Annotated in this window: 18 protein-coding genes; 6 read left to right on the plus strand and 12 right to left on the minus strand. The window is 68.1% G+C overall.

From position 1 onward, the window contains the following. Window positions 1–5: 5 nt before the first annotated feature. On the minus strand, window positions 6–1,085 hold the full coding sequence (gene arsB, locus KBC94_RS01015) for an ACR3 family arsenite efflux transporter (protein WP_294365378.1): 1,080 nt from the start codon (window positions 1,083–1,085) through the stop codon (window positions 6–8). Window positions 1,086–1,094: 9 nt separating this feature from the next. Continuing rightward, on the minus strand, window positions 1,095–1,424 hold the full coding sequence (locus KBC94_RS01020) for a helix-turn-helix domain-containing protein (protein WP_294365381.1): 330 nt from the start codon (window positions 1,422–1,424) through the stop codon (window positions 1,095–1,097). 310 nt (window positions 1,425–1,734) lie between these two features. On the opposite strand from KBC94_RS01020, the gene KBC94_RS01025 reads away from it, so the two are divergent. Beyond that, window positions 1,735–2,088: an alpha/beta hydrolase gene (locus KBC94_RS01025; protein WP_294365383.1), complete on the plus strand. Its 354-nt coding sequence runs from the start codon at window positions 1,735–1,737 to the stop codon at window positions 2,086–2,088. Between the two features lie 149 nt (window positions 2,089–2,237). Here KBC94_RS01025 and KBC94_RS01030 read toward each other — a convergent pair whose 3' ends face one another. From KBC94_RS01030 to KBC94_RS01045, 4 genes are read right to left on the minus strand one after another with little or no spacing between them, the layout of a single operon-like run. Then, entirely contained in the window at window positions 2,238–2,567 is a 330-nt protein-coding gene (locus KBC94_RS01030; RefSeq protein ID WP_294365386.1) for a DUF202 domain-containing protein, read from the minus strand. Continuing rightward, window positions 2,568–2,987 carry a DUF202 domain-containing protein gene (locus tag KBC94_RS01035; protein WP_294365388.1) on the minus strand — a complete coding sequence of 140 codons (420 nt, stop codon included), beginning with the start codon at window positions 2,985–2,987 and terminating at the stop codon, window positions 2,568–2,570. 34 nt (window positions 2,988–3,021) lie between these two features. After that, on the minus strand, window positions 3,022–4,017 hold the full coding sequence (locus KBC94_RS01040; protein ID WP_294365390.1) for a tripartite tricarboxylate transporter substrate binding protein: 996 nt from the start codon (window positions 4,015–4,017) through the stop codon (window positions 3,022–3,024). Between the two features lie 35 nt (window positions 4,018–4,052). Next, entirely contained in the window at window positions 4,053–5,381 is a 1,329-nt protein-coding gene (locus KBC94_RS01045; protein ID WP_294365394.1) for a sulfatase-like hydrolase/transferase, read from the minus strand. A gap of 92 nt (window positions 5,382–5,473) precedes the next feature. Here KBC94_RS01045 and KBC94_RS01050 point away from each other — a divergent pair, with 92 nt between their 5' ends. Further along, complete coding sequence (locus tag KBC94_RS01050) at window positions 5,474–6,379, plus strand: LysR family transcriptional regulator (protein ID WP_294365397.1); 906 nt, start codon at window positions 5,474–5,476, stop codon at window positions 6,377–6,379. A gap of 147 nt (window positions 6,380–6,526) precedes the next feature. Here the strand turns inward: KBC94_RS01050 and KBC94_RS01055 are convergent, their stop codons facing one another. From KBC94_RS01055 to lptF, 6 genes are all read right to left on the minus strand, one after another. After that, on the minus strand, window positions 6,527–6,685 hold the full coding sequence (locus KBC94_RS01055; protein ID WP_017761920.1) for a DUF3309 family protein: 159 nt from the start codon (window positions 6,683–6,685) through the stop codon (window positions 6,527–6,529). A 114-nt stretch (window positions 6,686–6,799) separates the two neighbouring features. After that, on the minus strand, window positions 6,800–7,960 hold the full coding sequence (locus KBC94_RS01060) for a pyridoxal phosphate-dependent aminotransferase (RefSeq protein WP_294365407.1): 1,161 nt from the start codon (window positions 7,958–7,960) through the stop codon (window positions 6,800–6,802). 26 nt (window positions 7,961–7,986) lie between these two features. Further along, entirely contained in the window at window positions 7,987–8,928 is a 942-nt protein-coding gene (locus KBC94_RS01065; RefSeq protein ID WP_234191764.1) for a CysB family HTH-type transcriptional regulator, read from the minus strand. A gap of 43 nt (window positions 8,929–8,971) precedes the next feature. After that, window positions 8,972–9,343 carry a CbiX/SirB N-terminal domain-containing protein gene (locus tag KBC94_RS01070; RefSeq protein WP_294365417.1) on the minus strand — a complete coding sequence of 124 codons (372 nt, stop codon included), beginning with the start codon at window positions 9,341–9,343 and terminating at the stop codon, window positions 8,972–8,974. Further along, window positions 9,340–10,449 (minus strand): LPS export ABC transporter permease LptG, encoded by a 1,110-nt coding sequence (lptG, locus tag KBC94_RS01075; RefSeq protein ID WP_294365419.1) that lies wholly within the window; start codon window positions 10,447–10,449, stop codon window positions 9,340–9,342. The genes KBC94_RS01070 and lptG overlap by 4 nt, the downstream gene beginning before the upstream one ends. 4 nt (window positions 10,450–10,453) lie before the next feature. Further along, window positions 10,454–11,542, minus strand: a complete 1,089-nt coding sequence (gene lptF / locus KBC94_RS01080; RefSeq protein ID WP_294365422.1) for an LPS export ABC transporter permease LptF — start codon at window positions 11,540–11,542, stop codon at window positions 10,454–10,456. A 22-nt stretch (window positions 11,543–11,564) separates the two neighbouring features. Here lptF and KBC94_RS01085 point away from each other — a divergent pair, with 22 nt between their 5' ends. The 4 genes from KBC94_RS01085 to KBC94_RS01100 all read left to right on the plus strand — a co-directional run bounded on the left by KBC94_RS01085 (window position 11,565) and on the right by KBC94_RS01100 (window position 15,344). After that, window positions 11,565–13,064: a leucyl aminopeptidase gene (locus KBC94_RS01085; RefSeq protein WP_294365427.1), complete on the plus strand. Its 1,500-nt coding sequence runs from the start codon at window positions 11,565–11,567 to the stop codon at window positions 13,062–13,064. Between the two features lie 18 nt (window positions 13,065–13,082). Further along, on the plus strand, window positions 13,083–13,520 hold the full coding sequence (locus KBC94_RS01090; RefSeq protein ID WP_294365431.1) for a DNA polymerase III subunit chi: 438 nt from the start codon (window positions 13,083–13,085) through the stop codon (window positions 13,518–13,520). Then, window positions 13,517–13,996, plus strand: a complete 480-nt coding sequence (locus KBC94_RS01095) for a hypothetical protein (RefSeq protein WP_294365434.1) — start codon at window positions 13,517–13,519, stop codon at window positions 13,994–13,996. Before KBC94_RS01090 ends, KBC94_RS01095 begins: the two co-directional genes overlap by 4 nt. A gap of 136 nt (window positions 13,997–14,132) precedes the next feature. Further along, window positions 14,133–15,344 carry a branched-chain amino acid ABC transporter substrate-binding protein gene (locus tag KBC94_RS01100; protein ID WP_294365436.1) on the plus strand — a complete coding sequence of 404 codons (1,212 nt, stop codon included), beginning with the start codon at window positions 14,133–14,135 and terminating at the stop codon, window positions 15,342–15,344. The last annotated feature ends 15 nt before the right edge of the window (window positions 15,345–15,359 follow it).

Here is a 15,359-nt window from a genome sequence, read left to right on the forward strand (position 1 = left end):
AGGGGTCAGGAAGCGGACGCCGCGCCACGCTCGTACCAGCCGCGCGAGCGGTTGACCAGGCGCACGACCAGCAGCATCACGGGCACCTCGATCAGCACGCCGACCACGGTCGCCAGGGCCGCGCCGGAATGGAAGCCGAAGAGGCTGATGGCGGCCGCCACGGCCAGCTCGAAGAAGTTGCTCGCACCGATCAGCGCCGAGGGGCAGGCGATGGCGTGTTTCTCGCCCACTCGCCGGTTGAGCCAGTAGGCCAGTCCGGAATTGAAGAACACCTGGATCAGGATCGGCACCGCCAGCATGGCGATGACCAGCGGCTGCTGCAGGATGGCGCGACCCTGGAAGGCGAACAGCAGCACGAGCGTGAGCAGCAGCGCTGCGATGGAGAGCGGGCCGATGCGCGCCAAAGCGGCATCGAAGCGTGCCTGGCCTTTGCGCAGCAATGCGCGTCGCCAGAACTGCGCCACGACGACGGGGATGACGATGTACAGCACCACGGAGGTCAGCAGCGTGGCCCACGGCACGGTGATCGCCGACAGGCCCAGCAGCAGTCCGACGATGGGCGCGAAGGCGAACACCATGATGGTGTCGTTCAAGGCCACCTGCGACAGCGTGAACACTGGATCGCCTCCCGTGAGCCGGCTCCAGACGAAGACCATCGCCGTGCACGGCGCGGCCGCCAGAAGGATCAGGCCTGCCACGTAGCTGTCGAGCTGGTCGGCCGGCAGCCAGCCGGCAAAGACATGGCGGATGAAGAGCCAGGCCAACAAGGCCATCGAGAAGGGCTTGACCGCCCAGTTGATGAACAGCGTCACGCCGATGCCGCGCCAGTGCTGTCGCACCTGTCCGAGCGCACTGAAGTCCACCTTGAGCAGCATCGGGATCACCATGACCCAGATCAGCATGCCCACCGGCAGGTTGACCTGGGCGATTTCCATGCGGCCGATGGCTTCGAACACGCGCGGCGCGGACTGGCCCAAGGCAATGCCCGCAAGGATGCAAGCCAGGACCCAGAGGGTCAGGTAGCGCTCGAAGGCACTCATGTCCGCGTCTGGCTGGCGGTGGCTCGAAAGAGAGGGAGGGGTCATCGTCGTTACTCAGCAGGCGGTGCACCTGGGCGCTGCGGCGACGACGTCGCAGGCTTCGCCCTGACAGCAGTGCTCGGTCATGTAGCCCAGCAGATCGTTCATGCGGGCGAAATCGGCGCGATAGACCAGGTTGCGGCCCTGGGGCTCGATCGTCACCAGGGCGGCATGGGCCAGTTCCTTCAGATGGAAGGACAAGGTATTGCGTGCCACATCGAGCTGATCGGCCAGCGTGCTGGGCGTCGATCCCTGAGGCCCGGCCACGACCAGCGCGCGGAACGCCCGCAGCCTTTGCGGATGGGCCAGGGCGGCGAGGGCGGATACGGCTTCGCTTTCGGTCATTGTTCGATGATACAAGAGTTATTGAATCAGTCGCGCGTGTTCGTGGGGCTTGCACTGGGCCTACGAAAGGCACCCGCGTGCGCAGCGGGCCGCGACCGGGCAGGGTTGCCTCGCGTCAGCGCGCGCCAGCGGCCCGCGGTAGACAGGGATTGTTTCTTGTGGCGGAACACCACGTTCGGCAATGCCTCGGGTTTTCCCTAGATCGGCGGTCCACAATTCATCCCACGGGCCAGCGATTGAACGCAGACCCGAAGCCGGTGAGGCAGGTGCCCCGCCCGCTCTGTTCAACGCTCTGCTTAGGAGAAAAATCATGACCAAGACCTCGAAGATCATCGCCCTCGCCGCCCTGTCGTTCGCCGCCGTTGCCGGCGCCAGCGCCGAGGAATACCAAGGCGTCGTCGCCCCCGTGTCGGCCTTCAGCCGCGCCGAAGTGAACGCCCAGGGCGTGCAAGCTGCTCGCGCCGAGCAGAACCTGGAATATGTCGGCCAGCAAGTCGCCGTGGCCCCCGCCGCTCCCCGCAGCCGCACCGCCGTCCAGACCGAAGCCGTGGCCGCTGCCCACAATCCCACGTCCAACCTGGACGCCAAGGCCTTCGTGAACAGCACGATCCCGACGCAATACACGCAAGGCAGCCTGTCGGTCTACCGCAAGGCGGCTCTGTAATAGACGCCGCCCAGCACGACGCCCGTTGTCAGCGGGCGAGGGCGGGGCGGATGCCTTCGGGTAACCCGGAAGCCGGTATGCGAAAGCATGCCGGCTTTCTGTTTTTAGGGCCGACGCCCGCGATTGCGCGGCTCCTGATCCAGGGCGCGTCAGTGCCAGTGGCCGAGCAGGATCGAAGCCAGGCCGGTCGCCGAGGCCAGCAGCGTGGCCGCCGTCACGGCTCGCATGGCCAGCGGATCGGCCAGGGCTTCGGGCCCATGCTCCGACAATTGGCGCCGCCGCAGCCGGCCGAAGCTGAAGACGGCCGCGGCAGCCACGACCAGCGCGCCGGAGAGCACCAGCAGCGGCACCGAGTCGTGCACATAGCCGCTGCGCAGGTTGAGCACGGCATTCAGCAGCAAGCCAGCGGCGGTCCGCGTCCAGGACAGCGTGGTGCGCTCGGGCTGCAGGCCCGGGTCGCGGCCGGCGGCGGTGGACATTCAGGCGCGATGGATGGCGATGGCCCAGGCCATCAGCACGGCGAGCACCGCGCAGATGAGCACCACGGCCACTGTCAGGATGGCCAGCATGCGCGAATGGGGCAGCGCATGGCGGTGCCGCATCGAGACTTCGTTGTCACGCCAGCGCGTGTAGGCCAGCGAGGCCAGCGTGCCGGCCACCACGCACAGCAGGATGGCGGTGCCGACCACCAGCAGATGGGGCTGCAGCTTGGTGGAGAACTGGTCGAGCAACACGCCCGCCGCCAGCACCGCCAGCGCCGTGCGGACCCAGGCCAGGAAGGTGCGCTCGTTGGCGAGCGTGAACCGGTAGTCCGGCTCTTCGCCGCTGGAGCGCCATGCCGGCCGGGGCTGGGTGCGGGGGGCGGCGCCCGCCTTGTGTCTTGAGTCGTGTTCGGCCATCGCCCGAGTATCCGTGTGCCGGCTGACTGCCGCCTCAGTCGGCCACGAAGCCGGTGGCCTTGACGATGCGCGCCCATCGCGCGGACTCGTCGTTCATCTTCTTGAGGAAGGCGTCGCCGCAGATGTCGGGCGAGGGCGCAAGGCCCGAAAGCGCCATGCGGCTGCGGAACTCCGGCGAGGCCAGCACCTTGCGGTGCGCCTCGGTAAGCCGTTTGACAATGAACGCGGGCAGGCCGGGTGGGCCGTTCAGGCCGAACCACACGGTGGTCTCCAGCTGCGGCAGGCCGAGTTCGCGCACCGTGGGCACGTCGGGCAGCTCGGGGGCCCGCGTCGGCGCGGTGGTGGCGAAGGCGAGCAGCTTGCCTGCCTTGATCTGCGGCGTGGCGGTGGCGATCTGCACGAAACCCAGCGGCGCGATGCCGCCCACCATGTCGGTGATCTGCTGCGGGCTGCTGCGGTAGGGCACATGCGTCATGGGCACGTTCAGCGCTTCGCTCAGTTGAAAGCCCAGGAAGTGCGCCGGCGAGCCCGGCGAATACGACGAATAGGTGGGCGGCGTCTTCTCGGCCTTGAGCCACTGCTGCAGGCTCTTGAAGTCCTTCGGCCCTAGCGACGGATGGCTGGCGAGCACGAGGCCGGCGTCCACGCCCTGGCAGATGGGCGTGAAGTCGGCAGGCGTGTACTTGGCCCTGGGGTTGGCGTTGGGCGTGATGGTCAGCATGCCGGCCGTGCTGACCATCAGCGTGTAGCCATCGGCGGGCGCGCGCAGCATCTGCTGTGCGGCCACCATGCCGCCCACGGCCGGCGAATTCTCGACCACGATGGGCTGGCCCAGGTCGCGCGACATGAGGTCGGCCAGTGCCCGGGCATAGACGTCGGGTGGGCCGCCTGGGGTGGAGGGCGCGATCATCTTGATCGTCTTGGTGGGCCAGGCCTGGGCATGGGCACCGACGCCGGCGAAGGCGCCGAATGCCAGGCAGGCGGCGATCGCCGTACGGCGGGCGACGGCCGAGCGGGTTGAAGGGGTCATGGTCTGTCTCCTTGGATGTCGAGGGGGCGCAACGCTCAGCGCTGCGGCATGTCGCGGTACGAATAGCCCAGGCTCACGGCCGCGTCGTCGGGGATGGCGGGCACGGATTCGTTCCAGGCGAGCCAGTCCTCGCGCAGCGCCTGGAAGCGTGCGGGTTCGCGCGTCGCCAGGTTGGCGCGCTCGCGCTCGTCGGCGCGCAGGTCGAAGAGGTACTCGTGCTCGTCGACCTTGAGGTACTTCCAGGGCCCACGGCGCAGGGCACGCTGGCCGCGGTGGTTCATGCGCCAGTACAGCGGGCGCTCGAAGCCCTGCGACGGATCGCGCAGCACGGCCGCCAGCGAGACGCCATCCAGCGTGTGGCCCTCAGGCGGCGCACCGCCGCCCAGCTCCAGCATCGTGGCCGACCAGTCCATGGTCATGCAGTGCTGGGCGCTGGTGGTGCCAGCGGGAATGGCGGCCGGCCAGTGTGCGATCCAGGGCACGCGGATGCCGCCCTCGGTCAGGTCCATCTTGCCGCCCACCAGCGGCCAGTTGTCCGAGAAGCGCTCGCCGCCGTTGTCGCTGGTGAAGACGATCAGCGTGTTCTCCAGCAGGCCTTCTGCGCGCAGGGCGGCGACCAGCTGGCCGATGCCTTCGTCCATGTGATGGATCATGCGGCGGTAGGTGTGGATGTTGCCGCCGTCCAGGTGGAACAGGTTGGCGGCGGTCTCGGCGGCCACATGCGCGTCGTCGCGGGTCTCCCACGGCCAGTGCGGCGCCGTGTAGTGAAGACTCAGAAAGAAGGGCCTGCCGGCGCGGGCCTCGGCCGCGCGGGCCTGCACATGGCCGACGGCGCGGGCGGAAAGCAGGTCGGTGAGGTAGCCCGTCTCATGGTGCTCGCTATCGCCGACGTAGAGGTCGTGGTCGCCGCGGCCCGAACAGTGGGTGAAGTAGTCCACACCGCCGGCCATGATTCCGTAGAACTCGTCGTAGCCCGAGCGCAGCGGACCGAAGCTGGGCGGATAGCCCAGGTGCCACTTGCCGATCAACGCCGTGGCGTAGCCGGCATCGCGCAGCAGCGAGGGCAGGGTGGGCATCTCGGGCGGCAGGCCCAGCGTGGTGCTGCCCTTGCTGCGGCTGTTGATCGGCTCTTCCATGCCGCCGCGCAGGCGGTACTGGTAGCGCATGGTCATCAGCGCGAAGCGCGTGGGCGAGCAGACGGGCGAGTTGGCATAGCCCTCGGTGAAGCGCAGGCCGCCTTGGGCCAGGGCGTCGATGTTTGGGGACACGAGGCCGAAGTCGGCGCTGCGGCCACCGTAGCAGCCGAGGTCGGCATAGCCCAGGTCGTCGGCGACGATGTAGATGATGTTGGGTCTGGAGGTCATGACAGCGTGCACTGCGAGGAGCAACCACCGAGCTTAGGCAGGATGTACCCATCCGTAAAATTGAAAATCACGCGCCAACCATAAAAATTCCGATGGATCCTCGGCACCTGGTCCAGCTCGCGACCATCCTGGAAAAAGGCTCGATCACCCAGGCGAGCCGGCATCTGCATCTCACGCAGCCTACGCTCACCCACAACATGCAGACGTTGGAGATGCAGGCCGGCGGCCAGCTCTTCGAGCGCAGCCGCTACGGCGTGCGCAGCACGCCGCTGGGCGAGATGCTGGCGCGCGAGGGGCGGGCCATTGCGCGCCGGCTCAAGGACGCCGCGGAGGTCAGCGCGCGGCACCGCGGCGGCATCCGGCGCCAGTTGCGCATCGGCTCGGGGCCCATGGTGGGCGCCGCGGTGCTCGACGAGGTGACGCGCGCCCTGCTGGCCCGTTTCGACGACCTGGCCCTGTCGGTGCGCAGCGACCGGCCCCATGTGCTCGTTGAGCAGTTGATCGACGGCCAGCACGACTTCGTCATCGGCCCCTCGTGGCTGGAGCGACCGCCGCAGGGCATCGAGCGGCGACTGCTGGTGGCCGACACCCTGGGCGTGTACTGCGGGACGGGCCATCCTTTCGCCGGGCGGACATCGCTGGCGCACGGCGAGGCCGACGCCGCCGACTGGATCAGCCTGGGGACCGCATCGCCCTTCGACCAGGACGTGCAGAGCATGCTGGTGGGCGGCGGCGTGCAGCAGATGCGGGCACAGGTGACGGTGCTGGGCGAGGCCTTCGTGCTACTGGAGATGCTGGCGCGCGGGCGGCACTTGTCGGTGCTGCCCGACTTTCCCTTGCGGCGGCTGAGCCAGCGCTTCGGGCTGGTGTCGTTGCCGTGGCCGGGACCGCCCGCGGCGCGGCCCATCTACCTCTGGAACCGGACTACGACCACCGAGAGCGGACTCATGGCGCAAGTGGGAGAACTGATCCTGTCGCAGGTGCGGGCGCTGGCCTGAGCGGCGCGGGCGAAGCGGACTTCAAGGTTCGGGCAGAGAGCGACTTGCGCCGGAGCTGCGCCAAAGACCGACGAGAAAAACCGCCCGCGTCGGCCGGGTCTTCGACCCAGCCCGCGCGGGCGGCTTCTTGGTGGTGCGCGCGGAGGGCTAGATTCGTCCCATGAGCAGCAGCACGATCACGATCACGAGCACCAGACCCAGGCCGCCGCTCGGGCCGTAGCCCCAGCTGCGGCTGTAACCCCAACTGGGCAGGGCGCCGATCAGCAGCAGGATCAGGACGATGAGCAGGATGAAGGAAAGGGACATGGCGTAGCTCCGAGCTCTGTGAGTTGTTGACAAAGCGGATGCTGCGCATGTCGAAGGAGCCGGGCGGACGGCGGCGGGCCCCTTGCGCTGTCAGGCCCTCGCCGCGGTCGGGTGTCAGAGTTTTGCCAGCCTCGTCAGCGCATCGCGCAGCGTCTCATCGCGCTTGGCATAGCAGAAGCGCACCACGCGCTGGTCGAAGCCATCGCCATAGAAGGCCGACAGCGGGATCGCCGCCACGCCGATCTCGCGCGTGAGCCACTGGCAGAAGTCGGACTCCGACAAGTCGCTGACCGCCGAGATGTCCACGCACTGGAAGTAGCTGCCCTCGCTGGGCAGCAGCCGCAGGCGGGTGCGTGCCAGGCCTTCGGCGAACAGATCGCGCTTGCGCTGGTAGAAGGCCGGCAGGTCCACATAGGGCGCCGCATCGGCCATGTAATGCGCCAGCGCATGCTGCATGGGCGTGTTGACCGTGAACACGTTGAACTGGTGCACCTTGCGGAACTCGGCCGTGAGCACGGCCGGCGCGGCCACGTAGCCGACCTTCCAGCCGGTGACGTGGTAGGTCTTGCCGAAGCTGCTGACGATCAGGCTGCGCGCCGCCAGTGCCGGGAAGCGGGCCACGCTCTGGTGCAGGGCACCGTCGTAGACCATGTGTTCGTAGACCTCGTCGCTGATCACGAACACGTCGGTGGGCGCGAGCAGGGCTTCGAGCTGGCGCATCTCGTCGGCGGTCCACACGGTGCCGCTCGGGTTGTGCGGCGTGTTGATCAGGATCGCGCGCGTGCGCGGCGTCAGCGCGGCGGCGATGCGGTCGAAGTCGGGCCGGAAGCTGCCGGGCACCAGTGGCACGCGCACCACCGTGCCGCCGGCCAGTTCGATGTTGGGCACGTAGCTGTCGTAGCAGGGCTCCAGCACGATCACCTCGTCGCCCGGCCGCACCAGCGCCAGGATGGCGGTGATGATGGCCTGCGTAGCCCCGGCCGTGACGGTGATCTCGGTGCCGGCGTCGTAGCGCCGGCCGTAGAGCGCCTCGATCTTGGCGGCGATGCGCTCGCGCAGCAGCGGCACGCCGGTCATCGGCGGGTACTGGTTGTGGCCGGCGGCCATCGCGGCGGTCACGGCGTCCAGCAGCTTCGGGTCGCAGCCGAAGTCCGGAAAGCCCTGGCCCAGGTTGACGGCGCCGTGCTCGGTCGCCAGGGCGGACATCACGGTGAAGATGGTGGTGCCCACGGCGGGCAGCTTGGTGCCCGGCTCGGGCGTTCGGGGAGCGGTCATGGCAGTGAAGGCGCGATGCGGCGGAATCAGAGTTCGTAGTCGTCGTAATGGCCGCTCAGGGCCTTGGCGATGAGGTTGCGGTCCAGCCGGTCCGACAGCAGCTCGGCGAACTTGAAGACGAAGTTGCGCAGGTAGGCGCCGCGCTTGAAGGCGATGCGGGCGACGTTCTGGCCGATCACCTGGCCCATGGGCCGCACCACGAGGTCCTCGTTGTTGTCCTCGCGGACGGCCATCTCGGCCACGATGCCCACGCCCAGGCCCAGACGCACATAGGTCTTGATGACATCGGAGTCGATGGCCTCCAGCGCGATGCGCGGCGACAGCTTCTTCTGCGCGAAGGCATGGTCGATGCGCGTACGGCCCGTGAAGGAAGGGTGGTAGGTGATGATCGGCTCGGCCGCCAGGTCCTCCAGGTTCACGCGCTCCTTGGCGGCCAGGGGATGGTCCTTGGGCAGCACCAGCACGTGCTGCCATTCGTAGCAGGGCAGGGTGACGAGGCCGTCGTAATCGTCCAGCGATTCGGTGGCGACGCCGACCTCCGCCACTTCGTCGAGCACCATCTGGGCCACCTGTGCCGGCGAGCCCTGGTGCAGGCTGACGTTGACCTTGGGATAGGCCTCGCGCAGCTTGACCACGGGGACGGGCAGCACGTAGCGGGCCTGGGTGTGCGTGGTGGCGATGGACAACGTGCCGCTGTCCTGCGCGCTGAACTGCTCGCCGATGCGGCGCAGATTGCCCACCTCGCGCATGATCAGCTCGATGCTGGCGATCACGTGCTGCCCGGGCTCGGTGACGCGCTTCAGGCGCTTGCCATGGCGCGCGAAGATCTCCACGCCCAGCTCTTCTTCCAGTTCGATGATGGCCTTGGAGACGCCGGGCTGCGAGGTGTGCAGCGCCTTGGCGGCTTCGGTCAGGTTCAGGTTGCGGCGCACCGCCTCCTGAACGAACTTGAACTGGTGAAGGTTCATAACAAATCCCGATGTTTATCGAGATTCATTATGCCTTATGAATCTATTGAAGTGGTTGGAGCGCCAGCCGGGCCAGCAGGTCGATGACGGCCGGATCCTGGCCCACGGCTGGGGCCTGGGTGAACTGCACGGCGGGGTGCTTCTGGCGCAGTTCGGCCATGAGCAGCGGCAGGTCTTCCCGCGCATGGCGGCCCATGCCCAGGAAGAGCGGCACGACGTGGATGCTGGCCACGCCCTCGGCCACGAGTTCCGCCACCGCCGCCGGCAGGTCGGGCGCGACCAGTTCCAGATAGGCGCAGCGCACGCGCGCGTCCGGCGCCTGCTCGGCGACGCGACGCGCCACGGCCTCCACCGGCTCGCGCCACTGCGCGTCGCGCGAGCCATGGGCGAAGAGGACGATGCCGTGCATCGTCATCGCCGCAGCACCAGCCAGCCGAAGGCGCCCAGCGACATCAGCGAATACAGAAGGCCCGGCGCCGCCGCCGTGGCCCACGGCCACCAGTCGCGCAGATTGCCGATGTAACCGAATACGTTGTTCAGCAGGAAGAAGCTGATGCCGATCATCACGCCGCCGAACACATAGCCGGCGATGCCGCTCTGGCGGAAGTGCAGGTAGGCGAAGGGCAGGGCCAGCACCACCATCACCAGGCAGGACAGCGGATAGAACACCTTGCGCCAGAACTCGATCTTGTAGCGCTGGGTGGCCTGGCCGTTGGCATCCAGGTGGCGCGTGTACTCGAACAGGTCGACCGTGCGCATGCGCTCCGGCTTGAGCAGTGCGACCGCCACCATGTCCGTGGTCAGGCCGGTCTGCCAAGCCAGCAGCGGCTGGTGAACATTGATCACCTTGGGCGACGTCGTGCCGGGCGCGGTCTGGAACTCCTGGCGCTGGGCGTTCTGCAGCACCCAGCCGCCTGCGACGATGCGCGCCGTGTCGGCCGTGGTCAGCGAGCGCAGGAAGCCGCGGTCGTCGAACTCGAACACGCGCGGCAGCTTCAGCGTGCCGTCGCGGTCGATGGACACCACGTTGACCGCGAAGGAATGGTCGCCCTGCCGCTCCTTCAGCCAGCCGCCCGTGAGGCCGGCCGTCGCCAGGTAGCCCTGATAGCGGGACTTGAGCAACTGCGCCGCACGGTCGGACAGCGGCGCCACGTAGTCGCCCACCGCAAAGGTCAGCACCACGAAGCCGAGGCCCAGCGTCAGCAGCATGCGCAAGGCTCGCCATGGACCGAGGCCGCTGGTGCGCAGGATCGTGTATTCCGAACTGCGCGCCAGATTGGCCATCACGAAGATGCTGCCGATCAGCACCGCGATCGGAAGCAGTTCGTAGAGGTGGCTGGGCACCAGCAGCGTGACGTAGAGCAGGGCCTGGGGCAGGCCGTAAGGTGCCACGGTGCCTTTGCCCACCGAGGACAGCTCGTCCACGAAGTCGAAGAAGAAGAACAGGCTCAGGAAGCCCAGCGTGACGAAGGCGATCGACTTGATCGCCTCGGCGTAGATCAGGCGGCGCAGCGTTCTCATGCGTTCAGGATGTGGCGGCGCGCGGGCGCGGACGCCGCCAGCTGTTGTGGCGAAGGGCGATCCACAGCAGCATGCCCACGAGCATGCCGCCATGCAGCACCATCAGGAAGCCCGGCAGCGAGAAGCGGCCGTTGCCCACCCAGCTTTGGCCCAGGTTGAGCAGGTTGAAGTAGATGACGAAGCAGAACAGGGCGAACAGCAGGTTGCCGCTGCGCCCCACGCGCGGGTTGACGTTGGACACCACCAGCGCCAGCAGCACGAAGTTCACGGCGGCCAACACCATGCCCACGCGCCAGCCGAGCTCGCCCTGGTTGGGCAGCGAAGGCGATGCGAGCAGAGCAAGCGTGGACAGCGCCTTCGGCGCAACGGTCTCGCCCGGCAGGGGGCTGTCGTTGCCCATGCGCGCGCCGTAGGTGCCGAATTCGCTGATCTTCAGGTCGCTGTTGTCGAAGGTCCGTTCCAGCCGCTGGCCGTTGGACAGCACCAGATAGCGGCCTCCCAGCAGGGTCTCCACCTTGCCGCTTTGCGCCGAGGTGATGATCTGCTGGTTGCGCTCCAGCGAGGAGATGAAGACGTTGGACGCCGAGGTGGCATCCGGCGAGTCCTTGTCGATGTAGAAGACGCGGTTGCGGGCCGCCGATTCCTGGAACTGTCCGGGCGCCACGCGGTCGAGATCGCCGCGGCGCTCGTACTGGTCACGCATGCCCTGCGTCTGCGAGTTGGCCCAGGGCCAGCCAACGAGCGACAGCACGGCGATCAGCAGCAGCACCGGCCAGGCGAAGCGCAGCAAGGGCGAGATGAAGTCCGCCAGGCCGCGACCCGCCGAGAACCAGATGACCATCTCGCTGTCGCGGTACATGCGCGACAGCGTGCCGACGATCGAGATGAACAGGCTCAGGCTGAGGATGGTCGGCATGTAGCCGATCACCGTATAGGCCATCACCAGGAAGACCTCGGAGGGATTGACGCTGCCACGCGAGGCCAGGCCCAGCGTGCGGATCAGGATGATCGTCATCACGATCGCGATCAGCACCACCAGCGTGGCCCCGAAGCTGCGCGACAGCTCCTTGCGCAAAGTGGAATGGAATAACATCGTCCGAGCGAAAAGACGGATTATGGACTTCCAACTCAAGACCCTCGGCCTCGCGCAGGCTGCCTCGGAAAAGGGCGACGCACTCGTCGTCCTCGTGCATGACGACTTCAAGGGCGAGGGCAGCGACGGCGTGTCGCGGCTGCTGGCCCAGGCCCGCAAGGCCGGCGACCTGAAGGGCAAGCCGGGCAAGCTGGTCGAGGCCTATGGGGCGGCCGACGTCTCGGCGATGCGGCTCGTGCTGTGCTCTGCCGGTGATCTTTCGTCCACGGCTGTTCGCAGTGCCGTCGGTGCGGCCCTGCAGGCGGTCAAGTCCGCCGCGCCCAAGAAGCTGGCGATGGTCTTCGCGGGCGCCGTCGATGCCCGGGCCCTGCATGCGGCGATGCTCGCCGCCGCCGACGCGAGCTACGTCTACACCACCACAAAGTCCAAGCCCGAGCCGCGCACCATCCGCCAGCTCGTGCTGGGCGTGGCCGATGCCTCCGGCCTTCAGGCCGGCTTCGACGTCGCTCGCGCCACGGTGCGAGGCATCGAGTTCGCCAAGGAATGGGCCAACCGTCCGGGCAACCACTCCACGCCCACGATGCTGGCCGAGGCCGCGCAGTCGCTGGCCCGCGGCCCCAAGCTCAAGGTCGAGGTGCTCGGTCCGCGCGAGGTGGCCAAGCTCGGCATGGGCGCCTTCATGGCCGTGGCCCAGGGTTCCGAGCAGCCGCTGCGCTTCATCGTGCTGCGCTACCAGGGCGCGGCCAAGGACGTGGCGCCGCAGGTGCTGGTTGGCAAGGGCATCACCTTCGACACGGGCGGCGTGTCGCTCAAGCCCGCGGCCGAGATGGACGAGATGAAGTTCGACATGGGCGGCGCGGCCAGCGTGCTCGGCGTCTTCCGTGCGCTGGGCGAGATCCAGCCTGCCATCAACGTGGTCGGCCTCATTCCCAGCTGCGAGAACATGAACGACGGCCGAGCCGTGAAGCCCGGTGACGTGGTCACCAGCATGGACGGCCAGACCATCGAGATCCTCAACACCGACGCTGAAGGCCGGCTCATCCTGTGCGATGCGCTGACCTACGCCAAGCGCTTTTCGCCCAAGGCGGTCATCGACATCGCGACCCTGACGGGCGCCTGCGTGGTGGCCTTGGGCGGCGTGCGCAGCGGCCTGTTCTCCAGCGACGATGCCCTGGCCGAAGCCCTGCAGCGTGCGGGCGAGAACGCGCAGGACCGTTGCTGGCGCATGCCGCTGGATGACGAGTACGCCGAAGGGCTGAAGACGCGCTTTGCCGACGTCGCCAACGTGGCCGGCCGCGCGGGCGGCGCCATCACGGCCGCCAAGTTCCTGCAGCGCTTCACCGCCGACTTCGCCTGGGCGCACCTGGACATCGCCGGCACCGCCTGGAAAAGCGGTGCGGCCAAGGGCGCCACGGGCCGTCCCGTGGGCCTGCTGCTGGACTACCTGCTGTCGCAGGCTGCCGCAGGCGCCGTGCCGACGGCGCCGCGCAAGCGCGCCCGCAAGACGCCAGCCTCGGCCTGAGGCCGAGCGCAACGCCCCGTGACCGAGATCGACGTCCACTACAACACGGCCGACAAGCTGCAGCATGCCTGCCGGCTCCTGCGCAAGGCCGTGCTCGGCGCCGATGCGCAGGTCGTGGTGCAAGGGCCCGGAGAACTGCTCGACGCGCTGGACGAAGCCCTGTGGCGCTTCGCGCCGGCGGACTTCATCCCGCACTGCAAGGCCGATGCGCCAGTGCATGTGCGCGGGCGCTCCGCCGTGCTGCTGGGCCTGGCCGAAGGCGAACCACCGTCCCACCGCCAGGTGATGCTCAACCTGGGTCGGCCCCTGCCGCAGGGCTTCGAGCGCTTCGATCGCCTGATCGACGTGGTGGGCCTCGATGACGACGAGCGGCTGGCCGGCCGCACGCGCTGGCGCCACTATTCGGATCGCGGCTACGCCATCACGCGACACGACGTGGGATCGCGCAGCGCATGAGCGTGCCGCCCCGCACCCCGCCGCGCTTCGTGCCGACCCTCACCGCGGTGGTCGACCTCGACGCGCCGTCGGTGGTGGGCCCCGAGCTGGTCTGGCCCGAGACGCCCGCTCCGGTGCTCCAGGCCGATGCACCCGCCGCCACGGTCCCGCCGGCCGCCGAAGCCATGTCCGTGGCGCAGGCCTCTGCCGAGCCGGCGCCCACCGCCTCCATGGTGGCCATCCGCCCGGAGGACGTCTTCGAGATCGAGGAAGAACTGCTGCACCGTGTGCTCCAGCGCGTCGACCTGCGGCTGGAGGAGGCGCTGACCGATGTCGTCTCGCAGGCCGTCCAGCAGCAGCTCGATGCCATGATCCCGGTGCTTCGGAACCGTCTCGAAGACCAGCTGCGGCAGCTCATTTCGAACGCCCTGGCCGAGGAGCTTTCGGCCGCCCAACCCCGTGTTTCCGCCGGGGTTCGTGCACCATCGTTGGGCTAAACTGACTCGCAGGTCGGAGGGCGCGCGGGTGCCGCCAGCCGGTGCGTCGGCTTGGAACTTGCTCCAGCATGGCGCGCCGGTTGCATCGACCGGTAGACCAACATCAATCCTGTCTTCATCGTTCTGGAGGTTTCTCATGCAATTGAAATGGACCGCGGTCGCCCTGGCTGCACTCTCGGTGGTGGCCTGTGGCAAGAAGGAAGAAGCCGCAGCACCCGCAGCGAGCCCGGCAGCCACGGCGGCGGCGCCCGCACCTGCTGCGCCTCCGGCGGGTGAAACCCTCACGGTCAAGATCGGCCACGTGGCGCCCACCAGCGGTGCCATCGCCCACCTGGGCAAGGACAACGAACTGGGCGCCAAGATGGCCATCGAGGACCTGAATGCCCAGGGCATGAAGATCGGCGACAAGACGGCCAAGTTCGAGCTGATCGCCGAGGACGATGCCGGCGATCCGAAGCAGGGCACGGCCGTGGCCCAGAAGCTGGTGGACAGCCAGGTCAACGGCGTGGTCGGCCACCTGAACTCGGGCACCACCATCCCCGCCTCCAAGATCTACAGCGACGCCGGCATCCCGCAGATCTCCCCCTCCGCGACCAACCCCAAGTACACCCGTCAGGGCTTCAAGACCACCTTCCGCGTGGTGGCTGACGACACCCAGCTGGGTGGCACCCTGGGCAAGTACGCCGTCGAAACCCTCAAGGGCAAGAACATCGCCGTGATCGACGACCGCACGGCCTACGGCCAGGGCGTCGCCGACGAGTTCGAGAAGGCCGCCAAGGCCGCCGGCGGCACGATCGTGGGCCGCGAGTTCACCACCGACAAGTCCACCGACTTCAACGCCATCCTGACCAAGCTCAAGGGCGCCAAGCCCGACATCCTGTTCTTTGGCGGCATGGACGCCGTCGGCGGCCCGATGCTCAAGCAGGTCAAGCAGCTGGGCCTGAACGTCAAGTTCATGGGCGGCGACGGCCTGTGCACGGGCGAGCTGGCCAAGCTGGCCGGCGATGCCATCGGCGAAGAGATGGTCTACTGCGCCGAAGCCGGCGGCGTGGACGGCGACTTCAAGGCGCCGCTGGACGCCTGGAAGGCCAAGTTCAAGGAAAAGAACGGCGTGGACGTGCAGATCTACGCGCCGTACGTCTACGACGCCGTGCAGGTGCTGGTTGCCGCCATGGCCAAGGCCGGCTCGGCCGACCCCGCCAAGTACCTGCCTGAAGTCGGCAAGATCGAATACAAGGGCCTGACCGGCCCCATCGCCTTCGACGAGAAGGGCGACATCAAGAACGGCGCGCTGACGCTCTACACCTACAAGGGTGGCGCGCGCACGCAGATCGCCGTGGTGCGCTGAGCACCTCCGGCGCAT

Source organism: Pseudacidovorax sp. (assembly GCF_017991995.1).
Taxonomy (GTDB): domain Bacteria; phylum Pseudomonadota; class Gammaproteobacteria; order Burkholderiales; family Burkholderiaceae_C; genus Xenophilus.